General features: G+C 54.8%; 18 protein-coding genes. 14 read left to right on the plus strand and 4 right to left on the minus strand.

The window, feature by feature from the left end:
• Nucleotides 1-22 precede the first annotated feature (22 nt).
• Nucleotides 23-220 carry a hypothetical protein gene (locus KR51_RS20505; protein WP_232214521.1) on the minus strand — a complete coding sequence of 66 codons (198 nt, stop codon included), beginning with the start codon at nucleotides 218-220 and terminating at the stop codon, nucleotides 23-25.
• On the opposite strand from KR51_RS20505, the gene KR51_RS03270 reads away from it, so the two are divergent.
• The 6 genes from KR51_RS03270 to KR51_RS03290 all read left to right on the plus strand — a co-directional run bounded on the left by KR51_RS03270 (nucleotide 125) and on the right by KR51_RS03290 (nucleotide 5310).
• Nucleotides 125-808, plus strand: coding sequence for a thioesterase II family protein (locus KR51_RS03270; RefSeq protein WP_232214514.1), 684 nt, complete (start codon nucleotides 125-127; stop codon nucleotides 806-808). The two genes, KR51_RS20505 and KR51_RS03270, sit on opposite strands and share 96 nt — an antisense overlap.
• Before the next feature lie 240 nt (nucleotides 809-1048).
• Nucleotides 1049-2116 carry a helix-turn-helix transcriptional regulator gene (locus KR51_RS03275; protein ID WP_022604824.1) on the plus strand — a complete coding sequence of 356 codons (1068 nt, stop codon included), beginning with the start codon at nucleotides 1049-1051 and terminating at the stop codon, nucleotides 2114-2116.
• Between the two features lie 392 nt (nucleotides 2117-2508).
• On the plus strand, nucleotides 2509-3135 hold the full coding sequence (locus KR51_RS03280; RefSeq protein ID WP_232214515.1) for a beta-ketoacyl synthase N-terminal-like domain-containing protein: 627 nt from the start codon (nucleotides 2509-2511) through the stop codon (nucleotides 3133-3135).
• Nucleotides 3113-3532: a hypothetical protein gene (locus KR51_RS20070; protein WP_051358054.1), complete on the plus strand. Its 420-nt coding sequence runs from the start codon at nucleotides 3113-3115 to the stop codon at nucleotides 3530-3532. The genes KR51_RS03280 and KR51_RS20070 overlap by 23 nt, the downstream gene beginning before the upstream one ends.
• The gene (locus KR51_RS19145) at nucleotides 3421-3906 is read left to right on the plus strand and encodes a sucrase ferredoxin (RefSeq protein WP_198016678.1); all 486 of its coding nucleotides are present in this window, start codon (nucleotides 3421-3423) and stop codon (nucleotides 3904-3906) included. The genes KR51_RS20070 and KR51_RS19145 overlap by 112 nt, the downstream gene beginning before the upstream one ends.
• A 51-nt stretch (nucleotides 3907-3957) precedes the next feature.
• On the plus strand, nucleotides 3958-5310 hold the full coding sequence (locus KR51_RS03290; RefSeq protein WP_022604829.1) for an MFS transporter: 1353 nt from the start codon (nucleotides 3958-3960) through the stop codon (nucleotides 5308-5310).
• A 364-nt stretch (nucleotides 5311-5674) separates the two neighbouring features.
• Here the strand turns inward: KR51_RS03290 and KR51_RS03295 are convergent, their stop codons facing one another.
• A complete protein-coding gene (locus tag KR51_RS03295) occupies nucleotides 5675-5896 on the minus strand; it encodes a hypothetical protein (RefSeq protein WP_022604830.1) in 222 nt (73 codons plus the stop codon).
• A 269-nt stretch (nucleotides 5897-6165) separates the two neighbouring features.
• Between KR51_RS03295 and KR51_RS03300 the strand changes: the two genes are divergently transcribed.
• Nucleotides 6166-6363, plus strand: coding sequence for a hypothetical protein (locus KR51_RS03300; protein ID WP_040655021.1), 198 nt, complete (start codon nucleotides 6166-6168; stop codon nucleotides 6361-6363).
• 682 nt (nucleotides 6364-7045) lie between these two features.
• Here the strand turns inward: KR51_RS03300 and KR51_RS03305 are convergent.
• The gene (locus KR51_RS03305) at nucleotides 7046-7735 is read right to left on the minus strand and encodes a riboflavin synthase (RefSeq protein WP_022604834.1); all 690 of its coding nucleotides are present in this window, start codon (nucleotides 7733-7735) and stop codon (nucleotides 7046-7048) included.
• 405 nt (nucleotides 7736-8140) lie between these two features.
• Between KR51_RS03305 and KR51_RS03310 the strand changes: the two genes are divergently transcribed.
• The 6 genes from KR51_RS03310 (at nucleotide 8141) to fni (ending at nucleotide 15087) form a co-directional block, all read left to right on the plus strand.
• Complete coding sequence (locus tag KR51_RS03310) at nucleotides 8141-8656, plus strand: bifunctional nuclease family protein (protein ID WP_022604836.1); 516 nt, start codon at nucleotides 8141-8143, stop codon at nucleotides 8654-8656.
• A 3-nt stretch (nucleotides 8657-8659) separates the two neighbouring features.
• Entirely contained in the window at nucleotides 8660-9784 is a 1125-nt protein-coding gene (locus KR51_RS03315) for an aldo/keto reductase (protein WP_022604837.1), read from the plus strand.
• Nucleotides 9785-9859: 75 nt separating this feature from the next.
• Nucleotides 9860-10402 (plus strand): bifunctional pyr operon transcriptional regulator/uracil phosphoribosyltransferase PyrR, encoded by a 543-nt coding sequence (gene pyrR / locus KR51_RS03320; RefSeq protein WP_022604839.1) that lies wholly within the window; start codon nucleotides 9860-9862, stop codon nucleotides 10400-10402.
• Between the two features lie 91 nt (nucleotides 10403-10493).
• Nucleotides 10494-12122: a B12-binding domain-containing radical SAM protein gene (locus KR51_RS03325; protein ID WP_022604842.1), complete on the plus strand. Its 1629-nt coding sequence runs from the start codon at nucleotides 10494-10496 to the stop codon at nucleotides 12120-12122.
• A 231-nt stretch (nucleotides 12123-12353) separates the two neighbouring features.
• Complete coding sequence (locus KR51_RS03330) at nucleotides 12354-13778, plus strand: MFS transporter (RefSeq protein WP_022604843.1); 1425 nt, start codon at nucleotides 12354-12356, stop codon at nucleotides 13776-13778.
• 256 nt (nucleotides 13779-14034) lie between these two features.
• Nucleotides 14035-15087 carry a type 2 isopentenyl-diphosphate Delta-isomerase gene (gene fni, locus KR51_RS03335; RefSeq protein ID WP_022604845.1) on the plus strand — a complete coding sequence of 351 codons (1053 nt, stop codon included), beginning with the start codon at nucleotides 14035-14037 and terminating at the stop codon, nucleotides 15085-15087.
• A gap of 28 nt (nucleotides 15088-15115) precedes the next feature.
• Here the strand turns inward: fni and surE are convergent, their stop codons facing one another.
• A complete protein-coding gene (gene surE, locus KR51_RS03340) occupies nucleotides 15116-15793 on the minus strand; it encodes a 5'/3'-nucleotidase SurE (RefSeq protein WP_022604847.1) in 678 nt (225 codons plus the stop codon).
• 15 nt (nucleotides 15794-15808) lie between these two features.
• Between surE and KR51_RS20510 the strand changes: the two genes are divergently transcribed.
• The gene (locus KR51_RS20510) at nucleotides 15809-16036 is read left to right on the plus strand and encodes a hypothetical protein (protein ID WP_156914950.1); all 228 of its coding nucleotides are present in this window, start codon (nucleotides 15809-15811) and stop codon (nucleotides 16034-16036) included.
• The last annotated feature ends 93 nt before the right edge of the window (nucleotides 16037-16129 follow it).

The following is a 16129-nucleotide window of genomic DNA, read 5'->3' on the forward strand; positions in this document are numbered from 1 at the left end:
CGCGGGGCTTCCCGTCTAAAAGCTAAACTAATAGAATAAATTGATAATCTCTTCCTCCTCCGCACGGAATTGCTGGATCAAAGCCATTACGGTTAGACCCAACGCCCGCTTGCGGCTCTTTTGCTTGCACTATGCTGGCGGCAATGCCTTTGTCTTTCGCAGCTGGGCCAATCAGGTGCTCGATGGGGTAGATGTGTATGCCATTGAACTTCCAGGTCATGGTACGCGACTAGCCGAACCACCCTACGATCGCATGGAACGTCTCATCCAAGATCTCAAGGCGGCACTGATGCCCCATTCAAATCAGCCCTTCGCCTTCTTTGGTCACAGCATGGGATCGCTAATCAGCTATGAGTTGGCCCAGGCACTCAGGGAGGAGAATTTGTGCCCGCTACATCTGTTTGTGTCGGGCCATCGCGCCCCTCACATTCCCGATGCTGAGCCTCCCATTCACGCCTTGCCGACAGCCGATTTCCTCAATGCCTTACGTCGTTACAACGGCACCCCAGAAGCCATTCTGCAAAACACTGAGCTAATGGAGCTCCTGCTGCCCACGCTGCGGGCTGATTTTGCGCTGCTGGAAGCCTATCAGTATCAGCCTCGTCTTCCCTTGGACTGCCCCATTACAGCATTTGGCGGTGCAAAAGACTGGAAAGCCTCCGCAGAAGAGATTAACGCTTGGCGCAGCCATACCCAATCCAATTTTTCCTGCTATCAGTTTCCCGGCGATCATTTTTTCATCCATTCCGCTCAGTCCTCGCTGCTGCGGGTACTCAACGCCGCGTTACAATACCCGGTCAAGGTATAACAACATCTCAAATAACTAGCATGTATAGCGCTCAGCGCTTAGTAAAACTAATCTTTTTGGGACAGCTACACTCCGCACGGCTTTCCCAGAAAGATATGTCCTGAGCTACGGGCGTAGTGCCAGAGCCATACCAGTTCATAACCGCCGCCTATTCAAACAGATTGGTTGATCTTTACAACAAACTAGTGTAAAACTTGATCTTAATGAGAATTAATTTCAACTAAGACAAGCGCGTTTGTAATGACAATGGGAATTTCTTCGGCCTGTGACACGTATACGCTGACCTCAACAGAACTGAATGAGCTACTCGAACAGGCCCAACAACAGGGTGAACCAATCTTTCGGCAAATGGAGCTGGGCACGCAGATCAATCTGCCCAAAGCGCTCGGGAAAGGGTGCGATCGCATTATCAACTTGCGGGGGGGATTAACGCTTCATCTTCGCCATGCTACTCTTCATCAGACCATCCGCGTGGAGCAGCAGCATGCGGCTGATTTTCCCTTAACGGCAAAGTTTTATTTGTCGGGATCGTCCAAAGTTCTAACTCAAGGCGTTCCAGGCATTCGCTCTGAGTGTGAAGAACAAGCCGATGTCCACTATCTCTACTACCTACCGGATTTGATTGAAGTCGAAGAATGGCAGGCTCAAGAGCCAATAAAAATCGTCATGATTTATGCAGAAACAGACTATTTTCAGTCGTTTCAGTGGACGGATGGCACTCTGCCAGAACCGCTACAGTACCTCATGCAAGTGCAGTCTCAGCCAGTTACTGACCTCCGGTTTCACCAAACCCTGGGTAAAGTCACCACCGCGATGCATCAGGTGCTCCAGCAAATTCTTCATTGTCCGTATCAGGGCATGATAGAGCAGCTTTATCTGGAGAGCAAAGCGCTGGAACTGTTAGCCCTACAGTTTGCCCATTGGCAAGCGGATGGAGTCGTTTCTGAACACAAGCTGTCTGGAGAGGTGCTATTGCGCTCAGAAGATCTGGGGCGGCTTCATGATGCCAAAGAAATTCTAATTGAACGGTCAGTTGAACCCCCATCACTCGTGGAATTAGCTCGTCAGGTAGGGCTGAACGATCGCAAGCTCAAACAGGGCTTCCGTAAACTGTTTGGCACAACTGTTTTTGGGTACCTGCAAGACTACCGGATGCAGCAGGCCAAGCAGCTACTGCATGACTCAGACTTATCGATTGCTTCGGTTGCAACAACTGTCGGCTACAAAAATCCAGAGGCTTTCAGTACGGCCTTCCGGCGAAAATTTCACATCAGCCCAAAAGGATATCAGTTAAGTCAACGAAATTAAATGCACGGTTAAAGGTGCAAGCTCAGTATCTTCGTAGAAAGTCCGGTTGACAAAGGGAAAAGTCCGGCTTGCAAAGAAAAGCTAGGCGTTTGTCCCCTATGATTTGGAAAGAAGTATTTGAGAATTACTCTTATTTGCTTTGCTGTCGCCGAAAAGTTTGAGGGAGTTGCTTTTTTCGTTATAGGGCTAGCTACAGGTGAAACTCCCCACGGCTGGTTCCTTTTGAGCCACATGATGCTCATTTCGTTGCCCTACGTTGGAGTCGTCGCATGACGAATCAAGCTATTGGCATTTGTTCCCTTGCTGTGAGTTTTCCGAGTGTAATCCACACTCCAGAAGCTTGGGGTGAGACGTTTCCTGAGCTGGCAGCTCAGTCCCAGGCAAGAGTCCGGTTGCCGAGAAAACCTCAACCTGGCATTGCTCAGGATTCTGAGTATCAGGACGCTGAACCGGACTGGGCAATTTGGTCGCAGGAAGTGGCACCTTATCTAAGCGATCCGTTTCGGGGCAATGTCGAGCGATGCAGGTTGGCTGCGCAGGAGTCGCCGCGAGCGATTGAATGTCGGGCTGCCCAGGATGCAATGGTGGCGGCAGGTCTTCAGCCTGATGATATTGAGTTGGTAATTGCCAGTACGCTTTTCTCAGAATCGATGGGCGTGGGTAATGCCTCCAGCCTAGCTCGGCAATTGGGGTTGCGCTGTCCCGCCTGGACGTTGGAATCGGCCTGCTCCAGTGCATTGGTCACCCTGCAAGCGGCGCGATCGCTAGCGCAGGCTGGCGAGTATCGCACTGTGCTCTTCATCGTTTCCCACTTTGGATCGCGAGCCGTAGATCCGGCTGATACCCTCTCGTGGGCAATGGGAGATGGTGCAGGAGCGTTCATCGTTAGGGTACAGCCCGATCGGCAGGGAGTTCTCGCCACCCATGTGATGAGTACCACTGATACCTGTGGCGCCTATACCTATGAATTTATTGCCGACGATCGGGGAGTGAGATGTGTCAGTCAGCCAAGACCGTAGCTATCCTGACCGTGACTATTCTGTTGCCGAATACACGCGCGTCTTGCTTTTTCAGCGCCCAGCTCCGTTCTTTGCCCAGTTCGACAAACAGGAATTTCTCCTTCCGTTTGTGCAACTTCCCCATTTGGTGCAAACCGTTCTCACCCAACCCACCGATCTGCAAATCTTCGACTGCTACAAACAGCCGACTTCGCCGACCCGCGATCTCTTTATTTGCACCCACGGCAACGTCGATGTAGCCTGCGCCCGCTTTGGCACACCAGTCTATTACGCACTTCGAAAATATTGCGAGAGGATCGAAGACGAAGGGAAATCTTCGCCAAAATCCAAAATCCAAAATCGCTTCGCGTCTGGCGCTGTTCTCACTTTGGCGGACATCAGTTTGTGCCAACTCTAGTTGATCTGCCCACCGGACAAATTTGGGGACGTTTGGAGACGGAGGTGCTCGACACGCTGATACAGCGGCATCGTCCCGTTACGGAATTGCGGCAATTTTATCGGGGTTGGTCAGGTCTGCCTCAGTATGCCCAAATTGTGGAACGGGAAGTCTGGATGCAGCAGGGATGGGACTGGTTGACCTACAACAAATCAGGGCGCATCCTGGCTCAAGATACTGACCATGAACAGTGGGATGCGGACTGGGCCGACGTGCGCCTAGAGTTTGCCGCGCCGGATGGCTGCGTTCAAGGGGCGTATGAGGCCAGGGTGGAAGCGAGTGGTTTGGTCATGACTGTCTGGAATTCCGGCGAGGAGCCAGAAGCGGTAAAGTAGTACCGCGTCAATCAGTTAATTCGTGTTGCCTAGCAATTTGTTGAGTCTAGCGTGCGTACGTTCATCTTTCTCTGGCTAGGACAACTTGCCTCTTCAGTTGGCAGCAGCATGACCTATTTTGCGCTCAACCTTTGGGTATGGCAGCAAACTCAGTCCGCAACGGCGATCGCCCTCATCCTAGTCTTTTATCAACTACCTCAAATTGCGATCTCACCTCTGTCTGGTCTGCTGGCCGATCGCGTTTCCCGTAAACGCCTGCTGATACTTAGCGATACAGCATCTGCTTGCTGCACCGTTGCCGTGGGCATACTGGCCGCTCTCCAAATCCTGCAGCTTTGGCATGTGTATTTGATTGCAGCAGTTGTAGGCAGCTTTGGCAATATTCAAGCCCTCACCTATTCAACTCTGATTCCCCTGATTGTGCCCAAACAACACCATACCAGAGCCAGCAGTATGGGGACGATGGTGGGTTATGGAGCCAATATTTTTTCTCCGGCTCTGGCGGGACTCCTGTATCCGCAGATTGGACTGCTGGGAATTACCTTGATTGACATGAGTACGTTTGCGATCGCAATGTTGACGCTGTTGATAACCCCCATTCCCGCGATTGTGAACCGTTATCAGGACACGCAAAAGCAACAATTTACACTGCAAACGACTCCTCAAAAAATCGAGAACGTGGAAGAAACAAAACGGAACATCTGGCATGAGGTGACGTTTGGGTTTCGCTACATTGCCTCGCAGCCCAGCTTATTAGCGATGGTCGTCGCTATGTCTGTCTTTGCGTTTCTCCACCAAGTCAGTGAAACCCTCTGTCAGCCGATGATTTTGGCTCGTACAGGTGGCGACACGCAGATCTTAGGCTTAGTCGTAGCTGTATCGGGGCTGGGGGGAGTAGTTGGGGCAATTGCCCTCAGTATTTGGGGTGGGTTTCGGCGGCGATTAGCTGGCATATTGGCGGGATTTATAGGAACTGGTTTCAGTTACCTCATGTTGGGACTTGGACGTTTGTCTGGACTCTGGGCAACGGCTCGGTTTGGGTCATCGTTTCACAATCCACTGGTTATGAGTTCTTACATGGCCGTCTGGTACGCTAAAGTCGCACCAAAGTACCAAGGTCGCGTTTTCGCGGCTGACTATCTAGTGGGAATTGTGATTGAATCTACTGCCGGTTTGAGTGCAGGGTTATTAGCCGATCGTATACTCGAACCTGCCCTTCAGTCTGGGGGCTGGCTGGCTGTATATCTGGGAGGATGGATTGGCACAGGCCCCGGCAGTGGCATGGCGTTGTTAATCACGATGAGCGCGATGGGCATGGTACTGATTGGCATCATGGGATTCACGGTTCGGCAATTACGGGAGGCCGAAACCCTCATCGTTGACCATGACTCGATTGGAAGGTAGCAACATTGCTACTAATTAATTCCTGATATATCTTCTCCTGGTAATGCTGGAAGGTTGATGACTTCCGCTTCTTACAGCATAGTACAGCCTTTATGTGAGCCTCTTGAATAAGAAGATGAATAACCAAAGTATTGCCAGCGTTCGCGTTGAAGTTGAACACCACATCGGTGGCATTTAGCGATGTCAGATTTTGGTGCAGCCATTTTGCAATTGGCGCGACCATTACGTCGATGAGGTGATGGAAACGGCCTGCGGCTTACACAATTTCCGCTTGACTTATCGGAAAACGCAAGGTGATGCTTTAAGCCAAGCTGCTTAGTTTCCAAAGAATTGGGAGAGATGCTGACTCACAACAATCTCTTCTCTATTTCCGATAAAGTCTAATAGATTTTTCAAGCTCATCAATCTTATCCAAGTTGTGTTTCTCGATTAGTTTCTGCTGTTCAGGTTGCGACAACCACAACTCCAATGCCTCATTGAACAGTTCAGAAATACTGGTATTTCTGAGCGCGGCCAAGGTTTTTACCAGTGTTGCCAATTCTTCATCAGTGAACGCTCTAAATTCTGGTTTCCTTTTCGCACTCATTCTAGACTCAGCTTTAACGTTTCTTTCTCTCACATTGTCTTATACGGCAGATCTATTATGTGGCAATGTGGCGTTTTCGGTGCGACTATGATTTCCCTCACTCCAGATGAGGTTGCTCTCATCAAATCTGTTCTGATCGCTCTTAGAGGTATTAAAGTTCGTGTTATTGATCGGGCGTTGCTCATTCTCAGCAAGAACGACAGTTCTTGTAGTTCAACTTTTGAACCTAGATCGCCTAAATCCACTGATGAGGTGTAGTAATGCTTGTTATGAATGATGCTCAAGCACTCGTAATTGAAGACCTGCTAACGAAGATGCTGGTTAACGATCCCTACTCTGTTGCTGAACTGGAAGAAGCGATTACCTGGTTTCAGCGCGATCGCGATCGTGTTTCTTGTCCATTTGAACAGGTATGGAGCCGGAATTTAGCTCGGGAAATTGTTCGAGAGCTACGCGAACAAGGTTAAGCAATTTAGATCGGTCTTGAACAAAAGCATTTTACCTTAAGGCGCATCTTATGTAAGACAATATAATACAGATGCAATGCAAGGGTGGTCGTAAAGTCGTAGTGCTAACCAGAGCAATGGATAGTACCTAGAAGGTTTCGATATGCCAAATCTTGTAAATTTTGATAAACATGCTCATAGGTAGTAGTTGTAGCTTTGCCGTCAGCAAAGATGGCAAAGCTACTAAATTTTGCTGTGATGACACGATTTCCTTCTAAGCTGAACATCAGACTGGAAGACCAATTAGCGCTTTCAGATAAAGAAACTTGTTCAAGAAATATTGCTCCAAACTCAAACGTAAAATAAATTCAGTCATTATCAGTCTGGTATGGGCATGAATTGAGTATGAAGTTTGACGAGCTATGTTGAAAGCCGTTATCAAATAAGAGATTCAAAGCTGAGACTCTCACCTTGGGGTGGTGGGGGTCGTGGGTTCAAATCCTGCCGCTCCGATTGAGATTAAAGATCGCATGAAAAAGCCGCCAGCCATTTTTTTGCCAGCGGCTGTTTTTTAAGCAGCATTTTTTAAAAGTGTTGTCTTGATGCCATGGTTATGGTGACAGGCGGCACGTAGTTTGGCAACGAGTTAATGCCGGCCGGCGAGACTGCACGACGGCAACGCGCCGATCGGGCGCGCAGTTGTTTAGACGTATCCATGTTCGGATAGAAATGCTAGTTCGACTCCATCAGCATCAGCCGCCGCGTCCGGCACGCGGCCATGGAGCAAGCGTTCGACGTACTTGCCGAGGATATCGGCTTCTAGGTTGACCCAGCTGCCGATTGCCAATCCTGCCAAGTTTGTGTCGGCGTAGGTTACGGGAATGACAGCCGAGGAAAACCAGCTCCCGTCCGGGGCGCAGTCGGCAACGGTGAGGCTGATGCCGTTAACAGCAATACTGCCTTTCGGCAAAATATAGCGCGCGAGCCTCGAGTGCCATAGCTCTTGTCGATCTGGTAGTGCGGCGAAGGTCATCTCCCAGGCACGATTGCGCTGCAGCGACTCGACCAACTGCCCGAGGGCATCCACGTGCCCGGTGACAAAGTGCCCGCCTAGTTTGCCACCCGCTCGTAACGACGGCTCCAGGTTGACGCTGGCGGCCGCGCGATCGCGGTGGCCCAAATTCGTGCGTGCCAGGGTTTCCGAGGATGCCGTTGCCACAAACCCGTCAGGCAGCAACTCCTCTACGGTCAAACAAACGCCGTCAACGGCAACACTATCGCCAAGTTCCAGGTCTTGGAGAATGTCAGATTCAGCGGACGATAATAACACGGCATAGCGTCCGAGCCCCTGCGGGCGCAGCTGTCCCTGCGCGCGGATCAATCCGGTAAACATCTGCTGAGGAATGAGGGAGTTAGCTAGATAGCGTCACGGCCGAATGGCTAGCAATCCGGTACGGTTAGATGGGCATTTGAGCCGTCAGTCGCTAACAGTGTTTGCTCCAGGCTAGCACTACCGTAAGGGGTCCGTTGCAGCGCGATCTCGGTGAATTTTCTTTATAAAGACGAACGGCAAAAAAATTTATACTGAAGCATACTTGGATAGGAGAGATGCCCAATCGCCACCTGCGGTCGTCCGCTGCCATCTACTTACTCGCGTCTGCCCGAAGTATCCATGAGAACGCGAGTCTGGCAACGCCATTCTAGTCTTCTCCAGGCTGGTGCTCGTGCAGCCGATCGTTTCTGGTAGACTCGAGCGGGCCGGGATTACAAAGACGTCGACTTACCCCGAGGCTCAGTCATGATCGAAATGAAAGTCGCCGGTATTGCTCTCGATGCCGTCACCCGCAGTCCGATCGCGCTGCTTAAAGACGGGTCGGACCGCCGGGCACTTCCAATCTATATCGGTCAAGATCAAGCCAAAGCAATCGTCAGTGCCCTCGAGAAGCAAACGCCACCGCGTCCCCTGACCCACGATCTGATCGGCAATATTTTATCGGCGTGGGAGATGCAGGTTACTCGCACGGTGATCCACTCCCTCCAAGACAATACTTTCTATGCCATCCTCTGCGTGCAACAGGGTGAGGAGATGCGCGAAATCGACTGCCGTCCCAGCGACGCGATCGCGATTGCCCTGCGGACGAATAGCCCGATCTGGGTGATGGAAGAAGTGATTGCCGAAGCATCAATTCCGGTCGACCGCGATGCCGATGAAGAAGAACAGCGAGCGTTTCGCGAGTTCGTCTCCAATCTGCGACCGGAAGATTTTACGCGCGGTAGCTCCTCAGGTAGCAGCAACAGCGAAAGCGAGTGCTAGACGGTGCGCTACCGGCGTTACGGGCGCACCGACCTCAATTTGTCGGTCTTCTCCCTCGGGACGATGCGTGCTCTGACCGATGAGGAGACCTTTCGGCAGACGTTTCAGCGCGCGATCGCGTCTGGTATTAACCATATCGAAACAGCAAACGGCTACGGTGCCAGTGAGGACTACCTCGGGCGAGCGCTGCAGACAGTCGATTCGGACGTCCGCGCTCGCCTGACGGTTACCACTAAGATTCCGCCGACGCCGGATGCCGCCGCCTTCGAGCGCCAATTGACGCGATCGCTGCAGCGCTTGCAGACCGACACGATCGATTGCGTGGCGCTCCACGGAATCAATACATGGGAGCACCTGCACTGGGCGCTCGCGTACAATCTACCTCGGTTGGCTGCTGCCCGCGCGGACGGACGCGTCCGGCACGTGGGGTTTTCCACGCACGCGCCCTTGGATGTCGTGCTGGCCGCGATCGCCTCCGATGCCTTTGCCTTTGTAGAGCTGCACTACTATTTACTCTTTCAACGCCAGGCCGAAGCGATCGCGCGCGCCTGGGAACGCGACCTCGGAATCTTCATTATTTCCCCAGCTGACAAAGGCGGACAGTTATTTTTTCCCTCCGAGGCACTCCGAGCGGTTTGCGCGCCGAGCGCGCCGCTGACCTTAAATTATCGATTTCTCTTGAGCGACCCGCGCATAACGACATTGAGCTGCGGGCCGGCAACGCCAGTCGAGCTGGATCTGCCGCTGCTAGTTGCCGACGCAGACGGACCCCTCGACCATGCCGAGCAGACCGCGATCGCTCGCCTCGATGCCCAGCTCGACGCTAAACTAGGCAGCGACCGGTGTCGGCAGTGCTACCAATGCCTGCCCTGCCCCGAAAGCATCCACATTCCAGAAGTGCTGCGCCTGCGCAATTTGGCAGTTGGCTGCGATTTGCAAGCGTTCGGCACCTATCGCTACGGCATGTTCGAACGCGCCGGACACTGGTTTCCCGGTCGACGCGGCGATCGGTGCACGGACTGCGGCGACTGTTTGCCACGCTGTCCGGAGCGTTTGGATATTCCCGCCCTGTTGCGCGATGCCCACAACCGCTTGAGCGGTCCGCGCCGCCGCCGCCTCTGGGAGTGACGCGTTCCGCCTGCAGTCCCTTTCGACCGTCGGCTTGCTCTCGTTCTTGTCGTCCACCCTCGCCAGACACTGCCGATGCCCGCTTCCGTTGTCGAGATCCTCTCTGCCGACGAGATCCGGCGGACCCTAACCCGCCTCGCCTCGCAAACAATCGAAAAGGCAGGCGATCTCTCGGATGTCTTGTTGGTGGGGATTCACACGCGCGGCGTGCCACTGGCGCACATGTTGGCGGAGCACATCGAATTGCTTGAAAATACGCGAGTGGCCGTGGGCGCGCTCGACATCACTTTTTATCGCGACGATCTAGATCGACTCCCGACCCGGACGCCCGAGCGAACGGACATCCCCTGCGACCTGACGGACAAGCGCGTCGTATTGGTGGATGACGTAATTTACAGCGGTCGGACGGTGCGGGCCGCACTGAATGCCGTGCACGAGTTCGGGCGCCCGGCAGCAATATGGCTGCTGGTGTTGGTCGATCGCGGCCACCGCCAGATCCCCGTACACCCGGACTTTACGGGTAAGACCCTGCCGACAGCCAAGGACGAGCGCGTCAAGGTTTATCTCAGTGCCGTGGACGATCGCGATGCGGTCGAGTTGATCCGCGCCGAGGCTTAGGGAAGGGTGCCCCCCGACCGCAGGTGGGTTGCTCGAAGGGTACAAACTTTACAATTGAAACCGAGACGCGCCGCATTCTCCGAATCGCCCCGTGAATTTTGCCAGCGAACGCCTGTTGTTTGCCCCCGCTCCGCCAACTGACGGCGCTATTCCTACGATTTTTTCCTTCCCCAGCGATTATTCGGTCGGGATGACCAGCCTCGGCTATCAGATTGTGTGGGCGACCTTGGCGATGCGGCCGGACGTGCGGGTAAGCCGCCTGTTTACCGACGATCGCGAGGTGTTGCCGCGATCGCCCGAGCTGTTGGGATTCTCCTTGTCCTGGGAGCTCGATTACGCCAACGTGTTGGGGTTGTTGGAAGAACTAGACATTCCCACGCGGGCTGAGGCGCGATCGGACGCCCACCCGCTGGTATTTGGCGGCGGTCCCGTGCTTACGGCCAATCCCGAACCCTTTGCGGCGTTCTTCGATGTCATCCTTCTCGGCGACGGCGAAGACTTACTCGGAAACTTCATCGATGCGTACAAGGAAGTCCGCAACGCCGATCGCCGCACGCAACTGCTGCACCTCGGAGGGGTTCCGGGTATTTACGTTCCCAGCCTCTATAGCGTCACCTACGACGCACCAGATGGGGAAATCATCGAGATTGCGCCTGTCGACGAGTGCATACCCGCCACTATCCAAAAGCAAACCTATCGCGGCAAGGTGCTCTCGGCATCGACAGTGGTGACCGAAAAGGCTGCCTGGTCTAACATCTTCATGGTGGAAGTAGTGCGCAGTTGCCCGGAACTGTGCCGCTTCTGTCTGGCCAGCTACCTTACCCTGCCGTTTCGGACCGCTAGCCTTGAAAGCTCATTAATCCCGGCAATCGAGCGCGGACTGACCGTCACCGATCGCATCGGACTCTTGGGCGCGTCGGTCACGCAACACCCCGAGTTCGAAGACCTACTAGCATACTTGGGGCGATCGCAATTTGCCGACGTGCGCCTAAGCATCGCCTCCGTCCGCACCAACACCGTGACCGAACAGCTCGCGCGGACTCTGGCCGAGCGCCAGACGCGATCGCTGACCATTGCTGTCGAAAGCGGCTCCGAGCGCGTGCGCCGCATTGTCAACAAGAAGCTCGCCAATGCAGAAATCGAACGCGCGGCTGCCAATGCCCAAGCCGGCGGACTCAAAGGACTCAAACTCTACGGTATGGCTGGCATTCCCGGCGAAGCGCACGAGGATATTGACTCGACTGTCGCGATGCTTGCCGCTGTCAAACAAGTCGCTCCGAACCTGCACCTCACCTTCGGCTGCAGCACCTTCGTTCCCAAAGCCCATACGCCCTTCCAGTGGTTCGGCGTCCGCCCCGACGCACAAAAGCGGCTGAAGATCCTGCAAAAACAGTTGGGCAAACGCGGCGTTGACTTCCGTCCGGAAAGCTACAACTGGTCCCTCGTTCAAGCTCTAATCGCCCGCGGCGATCGCCGCCTAACGCCCGTGCTGGAGTTGGCGCGCGAGTTTGGCAATTCTGCTGGCAGCTACAAACGTGCCTGCAAGCAACTGCGCGGGCACGTCCCCGACTTCGATACGATCGTCCATGCCGACTGGTCGGGCGATCGCGTGTTGCCTTGGAGCCACTTGCAAGGACCGCTACCGCTGGCGACCTTGCAGAAACACCGCGACGAAGCCGTCGGTCACTTTCGTCCCGAGCGAGCGGTGCAACCGATATAACCTGTTACGATGAAGGGCGGTTAAATCCTCAGCATGCCCTGGCAGAAAGAGCTTTTGGGCGTTCGGTCTTGGGTTCCCCCGAAACTTCTTTAGGGCGAAACAGGTTGCTGTCATTACTGCAGGGCCGAGAACCTCGACCCCGAATAGACTTACAGATTGAAATCGGTTCCCACCCTACTGCTGCGAGAGGTGTCTATCGGAGCACTAGATCGTCGATATTAAGCACAATTCATGAGTCAAGACACTGTTCTTAAAACCGTCGTGCCCCTTGGTATCAAGACGAAGCTGGGATATGGAATCGGCGAGATCGGCAAAGAGATTCCCAGCAGTATCATCGTCTTCTTCCTACTATTTTTTCTCACCAATGTTGCGGGTCTGTCTCCGGGATGGGCGGGTAGCGTCCTGCTCGTTGGAAAGGTGTGGGATGCAGTCAACGACCCCCTCGTCGGCTGGCTCAGCGATCGCACGCGATCGCGGTGGGGGCGCCGCTTCTCGTGGATGATGTGCGGGGCATTTCCCTTGGGACTGAGCTTCTGGCTGCTTTGGCTGGTGCCACCGTTGACCGGTCAGGGCCAGCTTGCTATCTACTACAGTGGCGTGATGATTTTATTCTTCGCGGCTCTGACGGCGGTCGCTATTCCGCACTCCACCCTGGCTGCCGAACTCACACAAACGTATGACGAACGCACGCAGCTAGTTAGTTTTAAAGCCGCCTTCAGCATAGGCAGCAGTATTTTAGGACTGGTCATTGCGCAGATTATCTTTGCGACGGTGACGGATGTGAGCCGTCGCTATGTATTGATGGGAGGAATATTCGGAGCTATTGTCATCGTTGCTGTATACGCATGCGTTTGGGCAACCTATGACCGTTTTTGGCAGCTTCAAAGCGCGCGCGTTGACGTAAATAAGATAACTCCTCGTAGCTCCATCGTGCAGCAATTACGCGCCATCCTCAGACTGAAACCCTTTCTTTACATTATGGGTGTTTATCTGTGTTCTTGGCTGGGTCTACAAACAACAGCTGCAATTTTGCCCTATTTTGTAATCGACTGGATGGAGCTGCCGGATCGGCATTTTACTCAAATGGTCTTGGTCGTGCAGGGAACGGCCTTGCTCATGATGTTTGTTTGGAGCCCTGTCGGTCAGAGAATCGGGAAACGCGAGATTTATTGTTTGGGAATTCCCCTGACAGTTGCAGCCCAAATCGGGCTCTTTTTTCTGAGACCTGACCAAATTTTCTGGATGTATGCTCTGGGTGCGATGGCCGGGATCGGACTCGCGACAGCATACCTAGTGCCGTGGTCCATGCTGCCAGACGCGATCGATCTCGACGAACTCCAGACCGGACAGCGCCGAGAAGGAATGTTTTGTGCGTTGCTAGTGCAGCTGCAAAAACTAGGCACTGCGCTGGCGATCTTTTTGGTAGGGAAAACTCTAGAGGCAGCCGGCTACGTTGCTCGCAGCGGCGGTGACGACCTTGTCTTGTCCCAACCAGACAGCGCACTTACAGCCATTCGCTGGATCTTAGGGCCCTTGCCTGCAATAGTCTTGAGCGCTGGCATTTATTTCGCAGTAGGCTACCCGATTACTCGTCAGGTTCACGACAGCATTGTGTTGAAGCTCCACGCCCGCCGAGAACGTTCGGGCTCGGCTTGAATCGGGGTGCAGTCGTCTCCCACCTAGACGCAGAAGTAAGGGGGCGCGGATCCCTAACCTCCGGGTCGTGGCGGGATACTGTGACCCGTGATAAAAAACAAGCAGCCTCATCAGATCGGTAACGCTGGCGCTTCATATCAGTAGCGATAGAGTTGCCATATTTATCTTGGAACAGAACTCGGTGCTCCATCCCCGAGTCCGCGCTCGACACTCTTGTATACGTTACGTTGCGGTTTAACTGCCCGCGAGTAGTCTCATGCATGACATGCAGGAAACGACCGCCGATCGCAAAAGCGAACACATCGATGTCGTCCTCCAAAAAGACGTTCGAGCTAAAGGTATCACCACCGGCTTCGAGCGCTTCTCCTTCGACCACGTAGCCTTACCGGAACTCAACCTCGACGCGATCGACTTGAGTTGCGAGTTGTGGGGACGCTCATTGCGATCGCCCCTACTGATCGGCAGCATGACTGGCGGTACGGAATCCGCCCGCACCATCAACCTCCACTTGGCTGAAGCCGCTCAGGAGTTGGGCATTGCGATGGGGGTCGGGTCGCAGCGTGCCGCGATCGAGCGCGAAGACCTTGCCGTTACCTACCAAGTGCGTCGGGTTGCGCCGGATATTTTGCTGTTCGCCAACCTCGGTGCCGTACAGCTCAACTACGGTTACGGTCTCGACCAAGCCCGCCGTGCAATCGACATGTTGGAGGCCGATGCGCTGTTTCTGCACTTGAACCCCCTGCAAGAAGCTGTTCAACCGCGCGGCGATCGCGACTGGCGCAACTTGTACGATAAAATCGCGCAACTCGTCCACCAGCTTGACGTTCCCGTCATTGCCAAAGAAGTCGGCAACGGCATCGATGCAACCACTGCCCGACGGCTAGCCGAGTGCGGCATTGCGGCGATCGACGTGGCTGGAGCCGGCGGCACGAGCTGGAGCGAAGTCGAAGCCTATCGACAAAGCGATCCGCTCCGCCGCCATGTCGCCCATTGTTTTGCCGGGTGGGGTATTCCCACGGCCCTATCGTTACAGCTGGTCCGCCATGCCGTTCCGGACCTGCCGGTCTTCGCCAGCGGCGGCATCCGCACCGGCATTGATGCGGCTAAGGCAATTGCTCTCGGGGCCGTGCTCGTCGGGAGTGCTGCCCCCGTCCTCAGTGCGGCCATCGATCGCCCCCAAGCCGTCCGCGATAAATTTGCCGCGATCGCCGAGGAGCTCCGCATTGCTGCTTTTTGTGCGGGGGCAGGCAGTCTCGCTAGGCTACGAAACACGCCGCTGCGCCGTACGGATACCTGGGAGTCGATCTAGAAAAGTGTGGAAATGCGATCGCTCGAGCCTACAAACTCAACTGCACGATCGCGATGCTGCCTGAGAAGCAGACATCAACGTCGGTGCCGGGAGTGCGTCCGCGATCGGGATACGCGCCGGTGTAGTGATAGCGATCGCCCTCAACGCGGTAGGTCACCGGGAGCGGTTGCGTACTCGGCGTGCAGAACACCAACTCCGGATCGGGACTGCCGGGGTCGAGGTGAGGGAAGTTAACGTTCCAGAATTTGCCGGGCGGCAGCGATCGCCCCATCAATTCGTCTAACACGTGCCGCGTCCAGCGCGCGGTCGTCTCCCAATCGATCGGCAGCGGCCGCCGAATCCAGTGAGACAGGGCGATGCCGGGAACGCCCAGGATGGCTGCTTCGCGCACGGCGGCAACGGTACCGGACATGTAGACGTCGATGCCGAGATTGCCGCCGGCGTTAATGCCCGAGAGCACCCATCGGGCATCGGGATACTTTTGGGTCAGGGCGATGCGGGAGCAGTCGGCAGGCGTTCCATCCAAACAGAAGGCGCGATCGCCGCGCTGTTGCAATTTCAGCGCTCGCTGGGTAGTCACTTGATGCCCGCAGCCGGAATATTCCCGGTCGGGTGCGAACATGACGCCCTTGCCGTCGATCGCGTCTTGAAGCGCTTGTAACCCGGGAGCGTCGATGCCGTCGTCGTTGGTCAAAATGATGGTCATCGGTGGGATTGCATCGTGCGAGGTAAGGACGCGATCGCGCACCACCATTCATTCCGAGCGCTCGGCGATCGCGGTGCCGTGCATTCAAAGGTCGGGCCGAGGGGAGCGCGCCAAGATTTTAGCGAAGAACGGCCGCGATCGCCTGACGAGCAGTCAAAACCCCAAGCGATCGCGCTCCTCAAAGGCGGATCGCTGCCGCTTTCCCGCTCGGACCTGCGTGCTCTGGGGAGCGAGAACGAATAGCAACGACCCGATGGCAAAGGCAATGCTTCCAATGAAATACAGCCACGCCCGCGGACCGGGCGACGACGCGATCGCGATCCCGGCATCGATGGT

It is taken from the genome of Rubidibacter lacunae KORDI 51-2, assembly GCF_000473895.1.
Classification (GTDB): Bacteria; Cyanobacteriota; Cyanobacteriia; order Cyanobacteriales; family Rubidibacteraceae; genus Rubidibacter; species Rubidibacter lacunae.

Excerpts from the sequence above, each read along its gene's own strand:
- KR51_RS03295 (WP_022604830.1), bottom strand. The coding sequence starts at position 5,896 with ATGAGTGCGAAAAGGAAACCAGAATTTAGAGCGTTCACTGATGAAGAA.
- surE (WP_022604847.1), bottom strand. The coding sequence starts at position 15,793 with ATGACCATCATTTTGACCAACGACGACGGCATCGACGCTCCCGGGTTA.
- fni (WP_022604845.1), top strand. The coding sequence starts at position 14,035 with ATGCATGACATGCAGGAAACGACCGCCGATCGCAAAAGCGAACACATC.
- KR51_RS03300 (WP_040655021.1), top strand. The coding sequence starts at position 6,166 with ATGAATGATGCTCAAGCACTCGTAATTGAAGACCTGCTAACGAAGATG.
- pyrR (WP_022604839.1), top strand. The coding sequence starts at position 9,860 with ATGCCCGCTTCCGTTGTCGAGATCCTCTCTGCCGACGAGATCCGGCGG.
- KR51_RS03305 (WP_022604834.1), bottom strand. The coding sequence starts at position 7,735 with ATGTTTACCGGATTGATCCGCGCGCAGGGACAGCTGCGCCCGCAGGGG.
- KR51_RS20505 (WP_232214521.1), bottom strand. The coding sequence starts at position 220 with ATGACCTGGAAGTTCAATGGCATACACATCTACCCCATCGAGCACCTG.
- KR51_RS03275 (WP_022604824.1), top strand. The coding sequence starts at position 1,049 with ATGACAATGGGAATTTCTTCGGCCTGTGACACGTATACGCTGACCTCA.
- KR51_RS03310 (WP_022604836.1), top strand. The coding sequence starts at position 8,141 with ATGATCGAAATGAAAGTCGCCGGTATTGCTCTCGATGCCGTCACCCGC.
- KR51_RS03330 (WP_022604843.1), top strand. The coding sequence starts at position 12,354 with ATGAGTCAAGACACTGTTCTTAAAACCGTCGTGCCCCTTGGTATCAAG.